The organism is Sphingobium sp. ba1 (assembly GCF_000743655.1).
GTDB lineage: Bacteria > Pseudomonadota > Alphaproteobacteria > Sphingomonadales > Sphingomonadaceae > Sphingobium.
The window spans coordinates 323243-343835 of record NZ_JPPQ01000069.1 but is presented as its reverse complement, the minus strand read 5'-3'; the positions used below and the strand labels follow the sequence as shown (position 1 = coordinate 343835).

Genomic DNA, 20593 nt, shown 5'->3' with positions numbered 1-20593 from the left:
ATGGGTGTCGAACGTCACGTGAAACTGTTCAAGAACGGCCGTAGTCAGGCCGTCCGCATTCCCCGCGAATTCGAACTTCCGGGTGATGACGCTATAATGCGCAAAGAAGGTTCGCGCATTATCATTGAACCCGCCCCCCGAACGTCGTTGCTCGGCTTGTTGGCGACGCTTTCGCCAATCGAGGACGATTTTGGCTCGATCAACGATGACGTACCTGAACCTGTAGTTCTTTGACCTATGTTCCTGCTCGATACGAACATCCTATCAGACCTAATTCGGCACCCTCAAGGCGTAATTGCAAATCGCATCGCGGTTGTCGGAGAAGCAGAGATTGCGACAAGCATCATTGTCGCCAGCGAGTTGCGTTATGGCGCAGAGCGCCGTGGATCCGACCGCTTAACCCGGCAGCTTGAGGCGGTGCTCTCCCTCGTGCCGGTGCTACCGCTGGGCGACGATGCCGACATGGAGTACGGGCGGTTGCGCACAGACCTGGAAAAGCGTGGCCAACCTATTGGCGGCAACGATATGCTGATTGCCGCACATGCTCTAAGTCTCGGAGTCACGCTGGTGACGGACAACGTGAGAGAATTTCAGCGGGTTACCGGACTGACCATCGCAAACTGGTTACGTTCATCATGATATTGCCAGCAATTTAACTGCATCAGCGAAAATTTTTTCGGTCCGTTTAAGGCATGGATTGCGACTTCGTCCTCGGTCTGCATTGCGGCATTAGACGAAGTTGGCCGCGTTTAAGAACGAAACTGGGACATCTCACCGATCGGCGTCGAAACAAGATGGTAGCAACGCCTGAAGAGTAGCCAGCCAAGGAAGCGCTCGCACTGCAATATTGACGCCCCCACTGCCGTCAACTGATCAAGAGCTGTCAGGCGTACAACGTTGCACCAGGTAGGTGGGCGATGTTGCTGCTAACCGGGTTGCAAGGACGGGGGCACGATTTTTTGGCTGATCGGTCCGAAGTGCGTGCCCGCGACCTCCATATGAATATGGTCGCCAAAATGCATGAATGGGGTCACTGCGGATCCGATTTCGATCGCCTCGATGGCCCGCCTCTCCGAAAGGCAGGACGATCCGACGGTTTGATAATCTGCATTTGACACAGTACCCGATCCGATGATCGTGCCCGCGACCAAATGACGGGTGCGCGCGGCATGGGCGATCAGATCATGAAAACCGAACTGCATCTCTCGACCGTGGGGATGGCCGAACCATTCGCCGTTCAACGTCACCTTGAGCGGCAGATGTACCCGACCCTCCGCCCATGCATCACCCAGCTCGTCGGGTGTGACGGCATAGGGCGCCACGGAGCAGGCCGGCTTGGCCTGGATCCAGCCGAACCCGGTCCTCATTTCGACGGGCGCGATGGCACGCAGGGACCAATCGTTTATGAGCAGGATTAGCTTCACATGGGCCAGCGCGTCGCTCGCCGCGATGCCCATCGGAACGGCGTCCGTGATGACGCCGAATTCCCCCTCGAAATCGATGCCATCCGCCTCGCTGGGAAGGGCGACATCGGCATGACCAGGCAGGAAACGGTCGGAAAGCCCCTGATACATCAGCGGACGATTGGTCTCGATCGGCGGCAGGTCGAACGCCTTCTGCATCAAAACACCATGCTGGGGAAAGGCAGAACCGTCGAGCCACTGCCAAGCGCGCGGCAGCGGCGCGAGCAGGGAATCATGGTCCAGCGGCTCGCCTTCGCCCCGCGCCAGCCGCCGGTCAAACGCGCGCAAGACCGGTTCGGTCTCGGTCCAGCGCTCGACTGCCTGTTGCAACGTGCCGTTGGAGGGCAGGAAACGTTGCGCGTCGCGCGAAACGACGACCAGTGCGCCGTCAGGGGTGCCGTTGGACAGGGTAGCAAGACGCATCAGCCTAGTCCTCGATGATCGCGACGGCGCGGGTCCAGCCCGCCGAAGCGCCTTTTATCTTGTGGGGGAAGCAGCTGACGATAAAGCCGTTGCCGGGCAGTGCTTCGAGATTATGCAGCTTTTCGAGATGACAGTAGCCGATGTCGCGGCCCGCCTTATGCCCTTCCCAGATCAGCGACGTGTCGCCGGTTTCTTTCACCTTTTGCGCCGTATAGCTGAACGGCGCGTCCCAACTCCAGGCATCGGTGCCGGTGACGCGCACGCCGCGGCTGGTGAGATACATGGTCGCGTCATAGCCCATGCCGCAACCGACATCGACGAAGTCGGGCCGCCCCAGCGCCTTGCCCGCCGCTGTGTTTACCAGGACGATATCAAGCGGCTGGAGGTCGTGGCCGATGCGGGCCAATTCGGCCTCGACATCGGCCGCCGTAACCACATAGCCATCAGCGAAGTGTCGGAAGTCGAGCTTGACGCCCGGACGGAAGCACCAGTCCAGCGGCACCTCGTCGATGGTGATCGCCCGTTCGCCATTGTCCATGGTGGGATGATAATGATAGGGCGCGTCAAGATGCGTGCCGTTATGCGTCGTCAGCGTCACCCATTCCGCAGCCGCAAAGCCCGCGCCGTCGGGCGTCTGGTCTGCGGTGACGCCGGGGAAGAAATGCTGGAGTTCGCCCACCGTCTCGCCATGCGTCTGATAGGTGATCTTGGGACGTAGGAAGGGTGGATCGGACACCACATCATTGTCGAGCGTGATCGACAGATCAATGAAACGGCGGCTCATGCGGTCCGGCCTCCCAGCGTTTCGGCGAACCAGTCGGCAATGACGTCGCGACCATAGGCCATATTGTCGGCGCCGACATGCTCGACACCGCCTTCGCGATCAGTGAAGATTACCTTCTCGCGGCGCGGGCTGTTGACGAGCTGGTCGTAGAGATCGTCGGCATAGGACAGGCTGATCTGCCGATCCTTGGCGCCGTGCGTCACCAGGAACGGCACGGTAATGCGGTCCATATGGCCGTTGAGGTTCATGTCCGCACTCTTCGCGTGGAAATCCTCCATGTCGCTGGCGCCGAACGCCCACATGACATGCGCCCAATAATGCGGCACCGGATTTTCGCCTTCGCGGTTGAGGCGTTTCTGCTGCACCTCCGCCCAATTATGATTGGCGCCCCATACCGCGCCGCTGGCAAAGCGCGGTTCATAGGCCACGGCCCGCGGCGCGAAATGGCCACCCAGCGAAATGCCGGTCATGCCGATGCGGGCGGGATCGACATCATCCTGCGTTTCCAGCCAGTCCACCGCCTTGCTGGCCCAGCTTTCGCTGTGCGGATCGACGGGCAATTCCTGCAAACGCAGCGCTTCCCCGCTGCCGGGCTGATCGACGCACAGGGTCGAGATACCACGCCGCGCGAGTGCTTCGGGCAAGCGCGACCAGTATAGCAGCTCCTTGCAGCTATCGAGACCGTTGCAATAGACGACGACAGGCTTGCGGCCTTCACCAGGCGCGCGGGTGTAGAGGGCGGGCATGGTGCCGTTTGTCAGCGGGATATCCACCCGCTCGCGATTGAGGCTACCCAGCTTCGTCGATGTTTCGAACGCGGCCAGCGCCTTGGCATAGGTGTCCTTGCGCCCCGGATGGCCATGGCCTTGCATCCGTTCGGCGGTGATAAGATAGAGGGCGGCCCGCTCCAGCTTGTCGGAGGCCGAAAAGGCCCGGCCGCGCGCTTCATCCTCCTGCGCCAGCCCGATCAGCTTGTCGCCCATCGCCGCCCACTGCGCCATGAATTGCGGCGTGCCCGCGTCCGCGCCGCTGGCCGCCGCGTCGCGGATCGGCTGGCACATGTCGATGATCTCGCCAAGCTGCGCGCCCGACTCCATCGCGATCGAAACCGACAGGTTCCAGATATAGTTGGGGAAATATTCGAACAGGGCCATGGTTATGCTTGCCCCTTCACGCTTCTACGGCTTGGAACAGGCCTGTATCGGCCTCCGGGTGCGGCATGGTCTGCGGGCCACCGACGCCAATGCCCCACTGGTCCATCGTCTTGGGGCCAGGCACATGGACCTTGGCCTCATGGTTTTCGAAGTCCACCTCCTCCAGTTCCGACGTATATTCGACCGCAAAGCCCGCGGGCGTGGTGAAATAGCTGAAGGTGTTGTTGCCCGCCGTGTGCCGGCCCGGACCCCAGCGGATGTCGGTGCCCTTCTGGCGCAGGCGGTTGATGCCCACCATCATGTCATCGACGCTCAACATGTCATAGGCGACATGATTGAGGCAGGGCGGTCCAGGCAGGATCGCCATGCGGTGGTGCGCCGCATTGCAGCGCAGGAAGCCCATGAAATCGCCCAGCCAGTCGCTGATCTTGAACCCCAGCACGTCGCAGAACCACTGCGCCATCGCCTTGTGATCGGGCGAATGGAGCACGATATGGCTGATCTTCTGCGGAACGCCCTCCCAGCGGCTGAGCAAGCGGGGCGTGCGGACGGCGACGTCGCTGGAAATCTCGAACGGCAGGCCGTCGGGCGAGAAGAAGCGAAAGCCATAGCCGCCGCCCAGCGTATCCAAATCCTTCGGCGTGAAGATGATGCGCGCGCCCGATGCCGCCACCTTGTCGTGCAGCGCATCCACATCGGCCCGGCTGTCGGCCGCCAGCGCGATCACGTCGATGCGCTTGTCCGCTGCGGCGCGCAGGCGGACGACATAGCCCTCTTCGCCGCCGTCAGCGGCGAAATAGGTCATGCCGTCCTTCTCGCCCGCCTCGACCAGCTTCCACTGTTCGGCATAGAAGGCGCGTTCGGCCTCCAGGTCGGGAACGGCATAGCCGACATAACGAATTTCAGTGACACGGCTCATGGTAGATAACTCCTGGGAAAAGGGCGCGCCTCAGATTGGCTGGGCGACGATCGCGAACATGGCGTGGGTGGCCTTGGCATTGTCGACCGGCGGACCCCGGCCGATCTGGCCGTGGCAGATGGCCAGGCTTTCGCGCACGATATAGGCACAGCGATCGAAACGCCGGTCGCGATAGGCGGTGAAGGCTGTATCCAGATCGTCGTGGCGCGACAATTCGTCGGCCAGGACCAGACTGTCCTCGATCGCCATGCCTGCGCCCTGTCCCATATGCGGCGTCGTCGCGTGTATGGCGTCGCCCAGCAGGGCGACCCGGCCCTTGTGCCAGGGGCCATCGACCAGCAGCCCGTCCAGCGGTCGATAGACCACGCCTTCATCATCCACGATCTGCTCGGCAAGCGCGCGGATGGCAGGCGCTGTCTCCGCCAGTTTGCCGCGCATGGTCGCGGCCAGACCTTCCCGTGGATAGCGCGGATTGTCCGGCTCCGGGGTGGTCACATACATATACATCAGGGCGCTGGAGATTGGCACCAGCCCCACCCCGGTTCGCCCATTATAGACCTGAAGCGCGTCCAGCCCCTCAGGCCGCGCGAAATTATAGCGCCACACGGCCTGGCCGGTAAACTGTGGTCCGGGTGCATCGGGAAAAAGGGCAGATCGGGTCTGCGAATAGACGCCGTCGGCGCCGATGACCAGATCGTAGCGACCCGAACCGCCATCGGAAAAAGCGACGTCGACGCCAGCGCCATCATCATCGATCGACGCCGTTGTTACACCGAGTTGGACAGTTGCGCCGCTCGCCTGCGTGCGGTCGCCCAGCACCTTGTGCAGCGCGCGACGACCGATTCCGACATTGGCGGGCTTCCCCTCCACCAGCCGGGGCGAAGGCACCCGCGCGATCATCGTCCCGTCGGGCAGGAATATCTCCACCGCGTCGAAGCCGACGCCTGCCGAAAGATAATCGTCGAGCAGGCCCAAGTCGCTCATGGCCCGGACGACGTTCGACTGTTGTATGATGCCAACGCCATAGACCGACCAGTCGGGGTCGCGTTCGATGACATGAACGTCATGCCCTTTCGCGCGAAGTGCGATCGCTGCGGTCAGTCCGCCAATGCCGCCACCGATGACCAGAATCCGCTGCGCGTCCAAACTTCGCTCTCCACTCTTATCCCGTGGAGGCAAGTCTAGCGTCGAAAAAAAATATCAAAATTCGATTGTTTGGATGATTATTTATCCGTGATTTTTATGGATGGCGGCAGCGCGTAATTGAGACCGTAACCAGCGCAGGCCTTCATCTGCTGCGCGTGTCTGATGAAACTGCACCAGTTCTTCCATCACCGGGAAGGGGAATGGCAAGGGCTGATAGACGATCGGAAACATCCGGGCCGCCGCAAGCGCCAGTCGTTCATGCATAATGGCAAGCCGCTGCGTTCCGACCAGCAGCCAGGGGACGGTTGTAAAGGACGATGCAGACACCTCGATACGCCGATGCTTACCCATGAGGGTCAGCTGTCGATCTGCGAAAGCCGCATTGGATAGCGCGCCGATCGCGATGGCGACATGGCCAGCGGCCAGAAAGCGCTTCTCGTCCAGTGGCGTGGACAGCAGATCATTGCCCCTCCATCCCGCCACCACATGCTGCTCTTCAAACAGCAGTTCGCTCGGATGATCCTGTGACAGGAATTCACGCGGGCTGATCATCAGATCAGCCTTGCCCGCCGCGATCAGCGATGTGCTTTGTTCGCCTGGCGACATGAGCTGGACCGTGACGGTCGGGGCTTCGACCGCAAGGCGCGCCAGCAACGGGGCGATGACGGCGGCGACAACATAGTCAGATGCGATGACCTTGAAGAGCCGTTGAGACGATTGCGGATTGAATGATGCCGATGTCGCCAGCAGCGTTTCAATCCCGCCAAGACATTCACGCACGAGGGGCGAGAGGCTCTCGGCAAAGGCGGTGGGATACATGCGCTTGCCATGACTGACGAGCAGAGGATCACCGAAATAATCCCGCAACCGCGACAAGGCAGCGCTCATGGCGGGCTGGCTCAGATGCATCTGACGCGCTGTTTCCGACACCGAGTGGGTTTGCATCAGCCCTTGAAACACGGCGAGTAGATTGAGGTCGAGACCGCGAAAACGCATAATCCATCCATTCTATGATTGGATACCGATAAGATCAAACGATTTAACCTATGCGCCCTTCCTGTCTAGGCTTTCCTGACAGACGCGCCGGATCAGGCGCGCGCATTTGGAGAGGAGACGACCATGAAGGCAGCCCTGCTAGCGACCGCCACCGCTTTTTTAACGCCGATCTTACCCGTTCACGCCGAGGCAGGAGCGGGCAATGATCAGGCGAATGGGGGCGGCATCGCGGACATCATCGTCACGGCGCAGCGCCGCAGCGAAAATCTCCAGAATGCCGCCATCGCCGTCAGCGCCGTGACCGGCGACACGCTGGTCCAGCAGAGTATCACCCAGGCCAATGACCTGACGCGCGTCGTGCCTGCGTTGCAGGTCGCACCTGCGGCATCCTTCACGCAAATCTATCTGCGCGGCGTCGGCACCTTCGGCGCCAACGCTTTTGCCGAACAGGGCGTCGCCTTCAACCTCGACGGCGTGTATCTCTCCCGCCCGGCCGCGCCGGCCGGTCTTTTCTACGATCTCGAACGGGTCGAGGTGCTTAAAGGACCGCAAGGCACGCTGTACGGCCGCAACGCCACCGGCGGCGCCGTCAACGTCATCACCGCCAAGCCCAAGCTTGGTGAGACGAGCGGCTATATCAACGCGGAATATGGCAATTACGATGCGCTGAAGGGATCAGCAGCGCTCAATCTGCCGTTGGGCGACAGGGTCGCCTTCCGGGTCGCAGGCCAATATGTGCAGCGCGACGGCTATTATAGCGACGGCTATGACGATGAAGATACGCAAGCCGTGCGTGCCCAATTGCGCGGGGAAACCGGCACCGGCCTGGATGCCACCCTGTCGGTCGATTATGCCCATGTCGGCGGCATGGGATCGGGCGGCACCATCATGCCCTTGCTCGACGGCAAGACGCGTCTGGGGCCGAGCGATCCGCGCGTCATTGCGGCCTATGTCGCCCGCTCTCCCACGCGCCCGGTGCCGCAGGCGATCGCCAGCGACGATGGCTATCAGGACAATAGCTTCTTCGGCGCGGCGCTGACGGTCAATGCCGATCTGGGTTTCGCGACGCTGACGGTGGTGCCCGCCTACCGCAAGACGGACCTTGATTTCCGTTCCTATGCGTCGAGCTTTCTGATCGACATTCAGGAAAAGTCGAGCCAGATGTCGCTGGAAACCCGGCTCGCCAGTCGATCCGGACCAGTGGAATGGGTGGTGGGCGGCTATTACTTCGCCGAAGATGTCAGCGCCCGGCAGTTTTTCGACCAGGCTAGTAACGGCACCCGTCTCAATTCACAGCTGGATACCGAAAGCCTTGCAGCGTTCGGCCAGGCCACGCTGTCCTTCTCGGATCAATTCCGCGTGACCGGCGGCTTGCGCTACACCACCGACACCAAGCGTCAGGCTACCGAGGCGCACACGCTGCCCTTCGTCGGCTTCGTCAATCCGGCTCAGGGCAATTTCACACCGATCATCCTGGACATCCTCAGCAATCCGCGCACGAACGTTGATTTCAACAAGTTGACCTGGAAAGTAGGCGTAGAATTCGACGTCGGTCCACGTTCGCTGCTTTACGCTTCGGCCGCGACGGGCTTCAAATCGGGCGCACTGTTTGCCGCGACAGGTCGTAACTACTCTGCGCCGGAAAATATGATGGCCTATACGGTCGGGTCGAAGAACCGCTTCTTCGACAACAAGGTGCAGGTCAACGCCGAAGCCTTTTACTGGAAATATAAGGACCAGCAGATTTCGCATCTTGGTCCCGTTCAGGTCGCCAGCACCCCAGGCGGCCCGATCTTCGGCCCGGTCTTCACCACGGAGAATGCCGGAAAATCGACCATTTACGGCCTCGAACTGGAAGCGCTGTTCCAGCCGTCCGCCAACGCCCAATTCTCCGCCAACATCCAGTATCTCCACACCAAATATGACGAACTGATCTATCAGGCCTATTCGACCACGGGCATTGCGCCCGTTATCGGCTGCGCGGTCACGCCAACTACCCTGACCGGCGCATCGCCGGCGGCGCGTATATTCAACGTCAACTGCTCAGGCCGTCCGCTGGTCAACGCGCCCAAATGGGTGTTTAACCTCGGCTATGAACATGGATTCCAGCTGGGCGATCATGGCCGGATCATAGCCGCTATGGACACACGGATCGAAACATCGCGCTATCTCTCGCTCGATTTTCTCGATCTGGGCCGACAGGGCAGCTATATGATGTCGAACGCGCGCCTGTCCTACGAGACGCCATCGGGCAATTTTTCGCTCACCGGCTTCGTCAACAACATCGAAAATGAACTGGTGTTCGCCAACTCGCTGCAAAGCCCCGCGAAGCCCGGTGTCATCTATAACCAGCTACGCCCGCCCCGCACCTACGGCATCCGCGCTGGCTTCCGATTTTGATCGGCCATCGCGCAGCGGGAGAATAGCATGGGTACGGAGCCCGGTTCCCCATTTCGCCGGATCGTGACCGGCCATGATGAGAAGCTACGGTCGCGCGTCACCAGTGATGCGGCACCAGCGCGGGTCTTTGATAATCTGGGCGAAGAAGGGCTGGTCTTTTACGAAGTTTGGAATACCCGGCAAACGCCAGCCGTCCTCGACCTGGAGGATGCCGAACCGCCGGAGGATCGCCTCATGCTGGCGCCTCCAGTAGGCGGGACGCGTATTCGCCTGCTTGATATTCCGCCCGAGCAGGCCGGGGCGGATTTCGACGCCGTGTTCGACGCGATCGGCGGCAGCGACGCCCATGTCGGCAAAACGTCAAATCGGCACGCGAGTTTCCATCGCACCCGCTCGATCGACTATGGGATCGTGCTGTCGGGCGAGATCACCTTAATGATGGACGTTGGAGAAACCGTCGCGTGCGCAGGCGATATCATTATCCAGCGCGGGACAAATCATGGCTGGATCAATCGGTCAGGCGCGTCCTGCCGGATCGTGTTCATCCTGATCGACGGTGTATTCAGCGACGATCTGGCATGACGTTGCTGGTAACCGGAGCGGCCGGATTCGTTGGGCGTGAGGTCGTGCACCTGCTGGTGCAGCTGGGCGGGTTTAGCGCCGTGTGGCTTACCGACAGGACCGCACCGCCGATCCCGCACGGCAGCGGATTTGAGGCGATGCCTTTTGATCTGGCCGCAACCGGCGAGTTGGGCTCGCTGCTTGAAGGGGTCGATGCCATCCTTCATCTCGCCGCCATCCCAGGTGGCGGTACGGAGCAGAATCCCGCCCTCGCCCGCTGCGTTAATGTCGATGCGCCGCTCGCCATGCTGGAGCATCTCGACCGGGCGACGCATAGCTGCCGCTTCGTCTATGCCAGCTCAATCGCCGTGTTCGGAACGCCAGCAGCTGATGTCGATGACGGAACTCTTCCCGCCCCCACCACACTCTATGGCGCCCACAAGCAAATGATCGAGAGCGCGCTGGTCCAGTTTACGCGGCGAGGCCGCGTGCGCGGGATCAGCCTGCGCTTACCCGGCATCGTCGCCCGCCCCGCTGCACCCAGCGGGCTCGTATCTGCATTCATGAGCGATCTGTTCCATGCCGCCAGGGACCAACGTCCCATAGTGCTGCCCATATCAGTCGAAGCCACGATTTGGCTGCTATCGGCACGAAAGGCGGCTTGGAATCTGGTCCATGCCCTCGGTTGCGATATCAATGACGGGCGCAGCCTGACGTGCCCGGCCTTGCGCGTTTCGATCGGAGAACTGGTGGGGTGCCTCTTTTCCGATCGCTCTCTCGTCCATCATGCGCCCGATCCTCACATCGAGCGACTGTTCGGCTCTCTGCCGCCTCTGGCGACGCCCGCGGCGCTCTCGGCCGGCTTCCGCGCGGACGAGAGCCTCGACGCATTAATTGCATCCGTGATGGCAGCAATCAGCCCGCCATAGAGCAGTTTACCGGCATGGACGGGTCGCGGCCCAGAAACAGTTCGGCGATCAGCGTGCGAAACCAGACGATCGCCGGATCGCCGTCGACCCGTCTATGCCAGAATTGCTGAAGACTGATGAGAGGTGTTTCGAACGGCGGCGGCAACAGCTTGAGCGGCGCCATGGTGGCCAGGATGGCCGCAACCGCATGGGGCACGGTGGAGATGAGGTCGGACCCGGCGACCAGCAGCGGCACGCTCATGAAATGGGGCGACTGCAACTGGATGCGGCGCGACAGGCCCAGTTGCTGCATCCGCATTTCGACCAATTCCTGGCTGCGCCCCTTTTGCGACACCAGGATATGACCCAGGCCCAGAAACTGGTCGAGCGACAGGCTGTCGCCGATGGTCGGGTGATCGCGCCGCACAATGCAGCTGAAGGGATGATCGAACAGGGTCTGACACAGGAAGCTGCTGCCCTGAAGGTCCGGGAAATAGCCGAGCGCGATATCGACCACGCCGTCCGCCATCGCCCTTTCCAGTTCCTGGGGCGGCATGGAATGGCAGCGCAATGTGGCGCCCGGCGCGCGATGCTTCAGCACCTCCAGCAGGGTCGGCAGGAAAACCAGTTCGCCGATGTCCGAAGTGCTGATCGCAAAGCAACGTTCCGAACGGGGCGGATCGAAGACCGGCAAGCCCATCAATTCTGCGTCGACCGTCTCCAATATCCGTCGAACCGGTTCGCGCAGCCGATCGCCCAGGGGCGTGGGCTGCATGGCGTTGCCGATGCGCACCAGCAATGCATCACTGAAAAACTGGCGCAGCTTGCCGAGCGCAAAACTAACATTGGGCTGGCTCATGTTCAGCCGCCGTGCGGTGGCATGCACTCCGCGCTCCTCTAGCAGGATGTCGAGCACCACCAATAGGTTCAGGTCCAGTCTACGGTAATCCATATCGCTGATCTACCATATCAGCATAACTAGTTACATAAATTAGTTCGAAACGCGCTAAGCCATGTGTGAGACAAGACAGGAGAGCGCATTGACCCAGCAGCCCGCATCCGCCGGCGAGTCCTCTTTCCTTACCGACATCTGGTATGTCGCGGGGTGGGGCCATGAACTGACGCCTGGCACGCGCACAGCCCGCACGATCATGGATCAGCCGCTGGTGCTGTTCCGCACCGAAGCCGGGGCGGTCGCCGCGCTGGAGGATCGCTGCTGCCACCGCGCCATGCCGCTGAGCGAGGGGATGGTCGTCGGGGACAATATCCGTTGCACCTATCATGGCCTTGAATTCGCCGCCGACGGCGCCTGTGTCCGCATTCCAGCGCAAGACAAGATTCCGGCCACCGCACGTATCCGCCGCTATCCACTTGTCGAAAAAGACGCCTTGTTGTGGATCTGGATGGGCGACGCGGCGAAGGCCGATCCTGCCGCCATTCCCGATCATCCCTGGCATAATGATCCGGGCTGGGCCTGGCGCAGCGCTCATTATGACGTGCAGGGCAATTGGCAACTGCTGGTCGATAATCTGATGGACCTGTCACACCTGCCCTATATCCATCCGCTGACGATCGGCGGCGATCCCGAATTGCATTTCAGGACGCCGACGCAGGCGACCCGGCTGGCAGACGGCGTCCGCGTCGAACGGCGGATGCCATCCTCGGTCCCGCCGCCGACTTACGTCGCGGCGGCCGGCTTTGCCGGGCTGGTCGATCGCTGGCAGGAAATCGAATTCCATCCGATGTTCATCCGCATCCACACCGGCGCCTGCGACGAAGGCACGGGCGCCTATGACGGTGATCGATCACATGGCCTGTCGATGCTGGGTTTCCACGGCATCACCCCGGAAACCGAAAGTAGCACCCATTATTTCTGGTCGATGTCGACCAACATTGTCGAGGGCGATATTCCCGACTTAGTGTTCGAGCAAACAGCGCGCACGTTCAAGGAAGATCAGTTGGTCCTAGAAATGCAGCAGAAGCGAATCGCGCGCGAACCTGACCGCCCGATGCTGGACATCGCAAGCGACGTTGGCGGGCGGCAGACGCGCCAGTTCATCCAGCGGTTATTCCGCGCACAAGCGGGCGAAGAGATGTCTGTTGCTTGACGCGATGGACGGTGAGAAGGCGCGCTGTCGGCTACCCGATCTCATTCGTCCATCAAAGACTGCAAGGGTCCGATCGTCCCGTCAGGCGCAGCCTGACGAAGCAATTGGCCTAGCAGTTCGACGGCATCCTGCGTTTCGGCGCGGTGGGGAAGATAGCGTTCTGCGATCGAAAGGCCGCGGACAGACCAGACCATCAGTCGCATCACGGAAAGCGCGAGTTTCTCATCTCCGCCAAAGGCACTGCGTATCGCCTTGAGAGCAGATTGCTCGACGGCCTCCTGCATCGGGACCACGAGCGCCGCCAGTTCTTGATCACTGCGGGTCGCTTGAAGGATTTCAAGTACGGCCATTCCCGACAGGCGGCTAAGAACCGTCCAAAGGAGCTTGGGCCAGTCGTAGAGCTGATTGCCGATCCCGGTTCGCAGCCGGATCTCTTCATAGGTAGCCATCTCGTCATCGAAAACATGCCGCACCACCTCGGCCATCAGTGCGGCGCGGGTTGCAAAATGATGCACCATCGCGCCACGGCTAACGCCTGCTTTCTTCGCGATCAGCGCGGTGCTGGCACCGGCATATCCGCACTCGCCGATCACGGCGATCGCTGCTTCAATGAGCGCCAGCCGCGTCTGTGCCGTCCTCTCTTCCTGCGTTCGACGGGGCCTGGAACCCCTCTGATCGGACATATGATTGCACTTTCACTAAGGCTGGCGACTAGGACTGGCTTGCAACGATCTGCAATGTCGCGCTGCAGTGTGCAAGCACGTCATCCATAACTAAAATCGATCGATAACCATACATACAAACAGCGTTGACTGTTTGTATGTATCACATCAAAGCATGACGCAAGCGCAGGCCAACTGCATGACCGATAGGGGAGGATATATATGCGCAAGACAATGTTGTTCGTGGGCGCGAGCCTGGCTTCGATGGCTCCGAACGTCTACGCCCAGACTGAACAGCCCAGCGAAGGCGTCGCTGAAATCGTCGTGACGGCGCAGCGCCGCGTTGAACGGCTGCAGGATGTTCCTGTCAGCGTGACCGCATTGGGCGGTGACGCGCTCAAGTCGCTCAACCTCAATGATCTCACCCAGGTCGCCCTCGCAGCGCCCAGCCTTCAGGTCGGCAACGATAACAGCTTTGCAATCCGCGGCGTGGGTACGCAGGCGTTCGCGACCACGATCGATTCGAGCGTCGCAACCGCGCTGGACGACGTCAATCTGGGCCGTCCGTTTCTGGCACAAGGCCTTTTCAACGATGTCGAACGGGTTGAAGTTCTCAATGGCCCGCAGGGATTGCTGTTCGGTAAGAATGCCTCGGCTGGCCTGCTCAATGTCGTGTCAACACGACCCAAGATCGGCAAGTTCGAGAGCGAAACTAATCTGGAACTCAATAATCGGGATACGCCCGGCAGCGACGAACAGTCCTGGTCAGCGATCGCCCGCCAGACAGTCAATGTCCCGGTAGGCCAGAGCGGCGCGCTGCGGATCAACGGCACATATTCAATCGAAGAGCCGGGCACCCATTTCGTTGGGACAGGCGGCGTGCGCAATGACCTTGATCGCAAGCAGTACGGCGCCCGAGTCAAATATCTACAAGAGATCACGCCCGCCCTCGAACTGTACGTCATCGGCGAATATGCGGAATCGCATGGTGTTGCGGGCATTTACGACCGAAGCTATCGCCAGCTGGGCGCAGGTAGCATCAATGCCGATCCACTCGCTGCCTCTGGCATCGTTCCAGGCGACCGGAACTTCTCCGTCGCAGGAGACGGTGGATATTGGCGTGATCTGAAACTTGGTGGTGCCCAGGCCTCGCTTGCCTATACGGCCGATAACGGTATCGTCGTCAGCAATATCTTCGCCTGGAAATTCTATAATTTTGATGCTCAACTCGACACCGATTTCACCAACAGCAACGGTGCCAACATCAATTCTTCCCATGCCGATTATGACCAATTCTCAAACGAGTTGCGTATCGCCTTGCCTGCCGAAAACCGCCTGAGCGGCCAGGCTGGGCTCTATTATTTCCATTCGACGATCGAACAGCGAAGCCAGATTGCCGGCAATAATTATCTGCCCGATTTCCTACTGCCGACTTTTCCCTTCTGCGTCGGTGCTACCGCCGTACCTGGGGCATTTCCTCCGACCTGTTCGACCAGCAACGATTATTTCCTTGGCCGCGACAACAGCTATCGCATGACGACTGACAGCTATGCCGCCTTCGGCCAGCTGACCTTCGCCGTGACCGATCAGTTCAAAATTTTTGCCGGCGGACGAGTCACCCGCGACGAGATCGGCATCGACCTGGACCAGAATCGCGGCGCATATTTCGTCACCCTGGGCGTGCCGGGTGCTATCGTCGAATCATACAGCAACACCGATTTCAGCTGGCGTGTCGGTGGCCAATATCAGGTGACACGGGACGCCATGATCTATGGCTCATACGGTCGCGGCTATAAAGGGCCGGGCTTCAACGATACCGGCGCGACCCCGAACGCGCCGCTGGTGGTGCAGCCGGAAAAATCGAACACGGCGGAAATCGGCTTCAAGACCAGCTGGTTCAATCGCCGGCTGATCGTCAATGCCTCTGCCTTCCACACCAAGTTCGACCAGTATCAGACACAGTCGCTCGACACGCAGCTGCAGAGCTTCATCATCCAGAATGCGGCGTCCGTAACCAGCAAGGGCGTCGAGTTGACCGTCAACGCCAATCCGTTCCGGGGCCTGTCGCTCAATGGCTCGGCGACCTTTCTCAGCTCCAAGTTCGACGATTTCGCGGGCGCGGAATGCTATCCTGGCCAGGCCACTCCTAGCTGCGCAACAACCGGCTCCTTCAACGCCGCCGGTCGCCGCACGCCGACGGCACCGAAATTCACATCGTCGCTGCAAGCCATATATGAAGTGCAGACGGACGGCTTCATCCATCCCTTCATAGAGGGTAACTGGTATCATCGCACTGCGATCAACTATCTGATCAATGGTGCGCCCGGTGCCACAGTGCCGACGCTCGACCTGATCGGGGCCAGCGCGGGCGTGCGCCTGGACAACGGCATGCGGTTGTCCATCTTCTGCAAGAACTGCACGAACGAATATAACCCCAATTTCATTGGATTGGACGCAGGAGACGCCATTCAGGGGATTGCATCCTATAACCAGCAATTCGGGTTCGATTCCGTCCGGACGGTCGGCGCAAACATCCAGTTCCGCTTCTAAAGGAGGCACCTAATGCATTCCAACATTTCGCGCCGCTCAATGATGCAAATTGCGGCGGGCAGCCTTGCCGCGACGCTTGCTGGACCCGCTCTTGCCGCCAGACGCAAGCTCGGCCCCGACTTCCTGTGGGGCGCAGCGACCGCCGGGCATCAGGTGGAGGGCGGCAACGTCAACAGCGACAGCTGGGTAATGGAGCATCTCCAGCCCAACAATTTTGCCGCCCCCTCCGGCGATGCCTGTGACAGCTATCACCGCTGGCGCGAGGATATGACGCTCGTCAAGCAAATGGGCTTGAACTGCTATCGTTTCGGGATTGAATGGTCGCGGATCGAACCGGAAGCGGGCGAATATTCACGGGCTGCGCTTGATCACTACCGGGCCATGATTGACGGATGCGCTGAAATGGGTCTCCAGCCCATGGTCACCTATTCCCACTTCACCGTCCCGCGCTGGTTCGCGGCGAAGGGCGGCTGGGAAGAAGCTGCCAATGTCGATCATTTCCTGCGCTTTTGCGAGCGGGCCGCAAAGGCGCTTGGGGCCAACTATAGTCATGGCCTGACGTTCAACGAACCCAATCTGGCGGCGCAACTTTCCTGGCAGCCGGGCTTCCGCGCCACCATGCCCTATTTTGCACAGGCCAACGCCGCCGCCGCGAAGGCGGTCGGTAGCAACCGCTTCTCGTCCACACCCATCTTCGATGCCGCGCGCGCGGGACCGATTCAGGCCGACGCGCACCGCCGAGCAGTGGAGGCGATCAAGTCGGTGCGGCCCGACCTGCAACTCGGCCTTAGCCTCGCCGTGGCCGACGAACAGGCTGGCCCTGACCCCGAAGGTCTCAAGCACAAGATCGCACAGGTTTACGCGCCCTGGTTCGCGGCCGTGGCGAAGGATGATTTTGTCGGGGTCCAGACCTACGGCCGGGCTTTGGTCGGCAAGGATGCAGACCTGCCGCCGCCCGCCGGTGTGGAACTGACCCAGACCGAAATGGAATTTTATCCGCAAGCGCTTGAAGCAGCGGTCCGCTGGACAGCCAAGGCCACTGGCCGACCCGTGATCGTGACCGAGAACGGCGTCGCGACGGCTGACGATAGTCGCAGGATCGCCTATATCGACGGGGCGTTGGCCGGTCTTGGCCGAGCCATCCAGGATGGCGTCGATGTCCGCGGCTATATTCACTGGTCGTTGCTCGACAATTTCGAATGGAACCGCGCCTACACTGCCCAATTCGGCTTGGTCGCTGTCGATCGCACGACCTTTCGGCGCACGATGAAGCCCAGTGCCTTGCATTTAGGCCGGTACGCCCGCGACAACAGCATCTGACGTGCGCCCCTATCGCCTCGTCTCCATTACCTAGGATAGCCCGATGCCCAATCTCGACCGCCGATCCTTCCTTGCTACCGGCGCGATCGTCGGATTGAGCGCTCAGGGCGCGACGGCGGCGTCGCGCGCGAATCCGATGGTGGTAGGGCTGCGCACCGCCATGCGCGAAATGCCGATCGGGATCGATGATCGGCAACCGGCTTTGTCCTGGCGGATCAAGGCCAAAACCGGCACGATGCAGGCCGCGTATCGCATCCTCGTGTCCTCCAGCTTGGCGGAGTTGACGCGGGGGCGCGGCGATTTGTGGGACAGCGGGCGTATCGAAAGCGCGGCATGCACCGGAATCCTCTATGCGGGGCAGCCGCTTCGGTCGGGTCAGACCTGTCATTGGCAGGTGCAGATCTGGGACCAGACAGGCAAATCAATGCAGAGCCATCCTGCTTTTTGGGAAATGGGGCTGCTTGACCAGGATGACTGGTACGGCGACTGGCTGGCCGTGGAGGGCGCAACCGAGCGGGATGATCGCCTTGCAGGTGCCACATGGGTCGGCGGTACCGCGCCTTCCCCTACACAAGCACGGTCATTCCGTCTCCCCTTTCAAAGCGGGGCGCAGACCGCGCTGTTGACCATCGTCGGCGACGGAGTGATGTCGCGGCTGACGCTGGACGGGCAGCCGCTCACCTTGCCGGAACGTGATCCCAATGCGTTCGGCGGAGCGCCCGCCTATCGTTTGCCCTTGGAGATCGGTGCTGGCGAGCATGTCCTCACCGTTGATGTCGCACCCACGCCCGGTTTTTTCGTCAAACCATCCGTATCGCTGGCTGCACAGATCCGTCTGGTCGATTCGACTGGTTCGGCACATCGGATCACCCAGGGTTGGGAGACGCGGCTGGGCGACAGGGAACCCTGGTCGACCGCCGTCGCTCTCGACCGACAGCCCATCTTCCCATGGCCACCGACGCCCGCCCGCCTGCTGCGTCGCGCCTTCGACAGCCAGGGCGCGGTCGTGCGCGCGCGGCTCTATGTTGCGGCGCTGGGCGGCTATCGCCTGTGGCTCAACGGCGGTCGCATCAACGACGACGAACTCCAATGCGAACCAGGCAATTACGCCGCGCGCATTCCCTACCGCACCTATGATGTCACCCGGTTGGTTCGGGACGGTGCGAATGTCATCGCCGCGATGGTCGGTGACGGCTACTTCGCTAGCTATCAGGCTCCCAACGGCCGCTATCCCTTTGGCGCGGCGCCCCGCCGTTTTCGGGCGATGCTGGAAATCACCCGGCAGGACGGGCGGATCGACCATGTCACGACTGACACGACATGGCGGCACGCCGAAGCACCGGTCCAGATGTCGGAAATCTATGCGGGTGAGGATCAGGATCTTCGCCTGGCGCAAAGCGGATGGGACAAGCTGGGCTTCGATGACGGCCAGTGGGACCGCGCTTGGCGGGCGCCATCGCCGACCGCCCCCTGTGCCGCCGCCCTCGCCGAACCGGTGCGCGCTGTTCGAACCCTGGCCCCTGTCACGATCCGCAGAGTGGGTAACACTCGTCATATCATCGATTTTGGCCAGAATTTCGCTGGCCGCGTCCGGTTGCAGGTGAAGGGTGCCGCTGGCCAGCACGTCATCGTCCGCCACGCCGAGATAGTGTCCGACACGGGCGAACTGGACCGCCGCAACCTGCGCGCGGCGCGCGCCGAGGATCATTATCGGCTACAGGGCACGGGCAAGCCGGAGACGTTGGAGCCCGTCTTCAGCTATCAGGGCTTTCGCTATGCCGAAGTGGAGGGCGTCGCCACGCTGACGTCGGCCATGATCGCGGGCATCCAGTTGTCCAGCGCGATCCCGGAGACAGGCAGCTTCCAAATCAGCGATCCCAATGTGCAGAAATTATGGTTGAACACGCTCTGGAACCAGCGTTCCAACTTCATGGGCGTGCCCACCGACTGCCCCCAGCGGGACGAACGGCTGGGATGGACCGGCGACGCCCAGATTTTCTGGGACGCCGCCAGCTTCAATATGGACGTCGGTGCTTTTACCCGCTCCTACAGCCGCATCCTGCGCGACACCCAAGCCCCGAACGGCGCCTATCCGCTTTGGGCACCTTCGCCCGAAGGTCTGGGATGGGGCACGAACAGCGCAACGCCTGGATGGGCCGATGCCGGGGTAATGCTGCCCTACACCGCCTATCTCCATAGCGGCGATCGCACCGTCGTCGATGAAAACTGGGCCGCGATGACCGCCTATGTCGGCGGTATCCTTGCAACCAACCCTGACGGGCTATGGAGCAAGGACAGGGGTGCTGACCTTGGCGATTGGCTGGCCCTGGACGCCAAATTCCCGATGGACGAAACCACGCCCAAAGCGCTGATCGGAACCGCCATGCTTGCCCGGTCGGTCGATCAACTGGCGCAGATGGCGGCATGGACAGGGCGCGCGTCCGAAGCCGATCGATGGCGCGCGCAACATAGTCGGATCCGCGATGCGTTCGCCGCGGCCTTCGTGACGTCCGATGGCCTGGTCGGCAACGGCAGCCAGTGCAGCTATATCCTGGCCCTGCGCCTTGATCTTGTGCCGCCCGCGCTGCGCGCCAAGGCAGGCGCATTATTGGCTGCCGATATCCGCAGCCGTGGAACCCTGCTCTCCACCGGTTTCCTTGGCACGCCGCTAGCTCTCGACGCGCTTGCCGATGTCGGGGAAGGCACACTTGCCTGGGATTTATTGCTGCGCTCCGATTTTCCCTCTTGGGGCTATATGGTGCGTAAGGGCGCGACCACGATCTGGGAGCGGTGGAATGGTGACACAGGCGATGTCGCGATGAACTCGTTCAATCATTATGCGCTCGGCGCGGTCTGCGGCTTCCTATATCGCAGGATCGCAGGCATCGATCCGATCGAGCCCGGCTTCGCCAAATTTCGCGTGGCGCCGGTTTTCGACCCGCGCATTCCGCAATTCGGCGGCAAGGTCGATAGTATCAGAGGGCCGATCGAGACGCGATGGAACTTCCGGGATGGTCATGCGGCGCTGGACCTTGTCGTTCCATCCAATACGACCGCCGAGATTATTGTTCAGGGTACGCGGCGCGACGTAGGCGCAGGCCATCACCAATTCACATTTTAGCCGTGGTTGTTTTAGCCATTACCTGTGTACGCAATTACAGATCGACTGATCCAGCCCGTTTCTTCTAGATCATTGGAT

At 61.1% G+C, this 20593-nt stretch carries 17 protein-coding genes; 9 read left to right on the top strand and 8 right to left on the bottom strand.

What is annotated here, in order from left to right:
- Both IL54_RS24820 and IL54_RS24815 read left to right on the top strand, forming a co-directional pair.
- Positions 1-234 (top strand): antitoxin, encoded by a 234-nt coding sequence (locus tag IL54_RS24820; protein ID WP_037473601.1) that lies wholly within the window; start codon positions 1-3, stop codon positions 232-234.
- A 3-nt stretch (positions 235-237) separates the two neighbouring features.
- Positions 238-639 carry a type II toxin-antitoxin system VapC family toxin gene (locus tag IL54_RS24815; protein WP_037473599.1) on the top strand — a complete coding sequence of 134 codons (402 nt, stop codon included), beginning with the start codon at positions 238-240 and terminating at the stop codon, positions 637-639.
- A 287-nt stretch (positions 640-926) separates the two neighbouring features.
- On the opposite strand, the gene IL54_RS04685 is transcribed toward IL54_RS24815, so the two are convergent.
- The 6 genes from IL54_RS04685 to IL54_RS04660 form a co-directional block, all read right to left on the bottom strand.
- Positions 927-1886: a fumarylacetoacetate hydrolase family protein gene (locus IL54_RS04685; protein ID WP_037473598.1), complete on the bottom strand. Its 960-nt coding sequence runs from the start codon at positions 1884-1886 to the stop codon at positions 927-929.
- Between the two features lie 4 nt (positions 1887-1890).
- Entirely contained in the window at positions 1891-2670 is a 780-nt protein-coding gene (locus IL54_RS04680; RefSeq protein WP_037473596.1) for a cyclase family protein, read from the bottom strand.
- Entirely contained in the window at positions 2667-3824 is a 1158-nt protein-coding gene (locus tag IL54_RS04675) for an alpha/beta hydrolase family protein (protein WP_037473594.1), read from the bottom strand. Before IL54_RS04675 ends, IL54_RS04680 begins: the two co-directional genes overlap by 4 nt.
- A gap of 16 nt (positions 3825-3840) precedes the next feature.
- Positions 3841-4743 (bottom strand): VOC family protein, encoded by a 903-nt coding sequence (locus tag IL54_RS04670; RefSeq protein ID WP_037473593.1) that lies wholly within the window; start codon positions 4741-4743, stop codon positions 3841-3843.
- Between the two features lie 30 nt (positions 4744-4773).
- Entirely contained in the window at positions 4774-5889 is a 1116-nt protein-coding gene (locus IL54_RS04665; RefSeq protein ID WP_037473592.1) for an FAD-dependent oxidoreductase, read from the bottom strand.
- A gap of 81 nt (positions 5890-5970) precedes the next feature.
- The gene (locus tag IL54_RS04660; protein ID WP_037473590.1) at positions 5971-6885 is read right to left on the bottom strand and encodes a LysR family transcriptional regulator; all 915 of its coding nucleotides are present in this window, start codon (positions 6883-6885) and stop codon (positions 5971-5973) included.
- A gap of 123 nt (positions 6886-7008) precedes the next feature.
- Between IL54_RS04660 and IL54_RS04655 the strand changes: the two genes are divergently transcribed.
- The 3 genes from IL54_RS04655 to IL54_RS04645 are packed head-to-tail and all read left to right on the top strand — an operon-like array spanning position 7009 to position 10775.
- Positions 7009-9285 (top strand): TonB-dependent receptor, encoded by a 2277-nt coding sequence (locus tag IL54_RS04655; protein WP_037473588.1) that lies wholly within the window; start codon positions 7009-7011, stop codon positions 9283-9285.
- 27 nt (positions 9286-9312) lie between these two features.
- The gene (locus IL54_RS04650) at positions 9313-9867 is read left to right on the top strand and encodes a cupin domain-containing protein (protein WP_037473586.1); all 555 of its coding nucleotides are present in this window, start codon (positions 9313-9315) and stop codon (positions 9865-9867) included.
- Positions 9864-10775 (top strand): NAD-dependent epimerase/dehydratase family protein, encoded by a 912-nt coding sequence (locus IL54_RS04645; RefSeq protein WP_037473585.1) that lies wholly within the window; start codon positions 9864-9866, stop codon positions 10773-10775. The genes IL54_RS04650 and IL54_RS04645 overlap by 4 nt, the downstream gene beginning before the upstream one ends.
- Here the strand turns inward: IL54_RS04645 and IL54_RS04640 are convergent.
- Positions 10762-11706, bottom strand: coding sequence for a LysR family transcriptional regulator (locus IL54_RS04640; protein ID WP_037473583.1), 945 nt, complete (start codon positions 11704-11706; stop codon positions 10762-10764). The two genes, IL54_RS04645 and IL54_RS04640, sit on opposite strands and share 14 nt — an antisense overlap.
- A gap of 88 nt (positions 11707-11794) precedes the next feature.
- Here IL54_RS04640 and IL54_RS04635 point away from each other — a divergent pair, with 88 nt between their 5' ends.
- Positions 11795-12862, top strand: coding sequence for an aromatic ring-hydroxylating dioxygenase subunit alpha (locus tag IL54_RS04635; protein WP_037473581.1), 1068 nt, complete (start codon positions 11795-11797; stop codon positions 12860-12862).
- A gap of 41 nt (positions 12863-12903) precedes the next feature.
- Here IL54_RS04635 and IL54_RS04630 read toward each other — a convergent pair whose 3' ends face one another.
- Entirely contained in the window at positions 12904-13545 is a 642-nt protein-coding gene (locus IL54_RS04630) for a TetR/AcrR family transcriptional regulator (protein ID WP_037473580.1), read from the bottom strand.
- Positions 13546-13746: 201 nt separating this feature from the next.
- Between IL54_RS04630 and IL54_RS04625 the strand changes: the two genes are divergently transcribed.
- From IL54_RS04625 to IL54_RS04615, 3 genes are read left to right on the top strand one after another with little or no spacing between them, the layout of a single operon-like run.
- Complete coding sequence (locus IL54_RS04625; protein WP_037473579.1) at positions 13747-16074, top strand: TonB-dependent receptor; 2328 nt, start codon at positions 13747-13749, stop codon at positions 16072-16074.
- A 12-nt stretch (positions 16075-16086) separates the two neighbouring features.
- Entirely contained in the window at positions 16087-17394 is a 1308-nt protein-coding gene (locus IL54_RS04620; RefSeq protein ID WP_237748780.1) for a glycoside hydrolase family 1 protein, read from the top strand.
- A 43-nt stretch (positions 17395-17437) separates the two neighbouring features.
- Positions 17438-20515 carry an alpha-L-rhamnosidase gene (locus IL54_RS04615; RefSeq protein ID WP_037473577.1) on the top strand — a complete coding sequence of 1026 codons (3078 nt, stop codon included), beginning with the start codon at positions 17438-17440 and terminating at the stop codon, positions 20513-20515.
- Positions 20516-20593 lie beyond the last annotated feature (78 nt).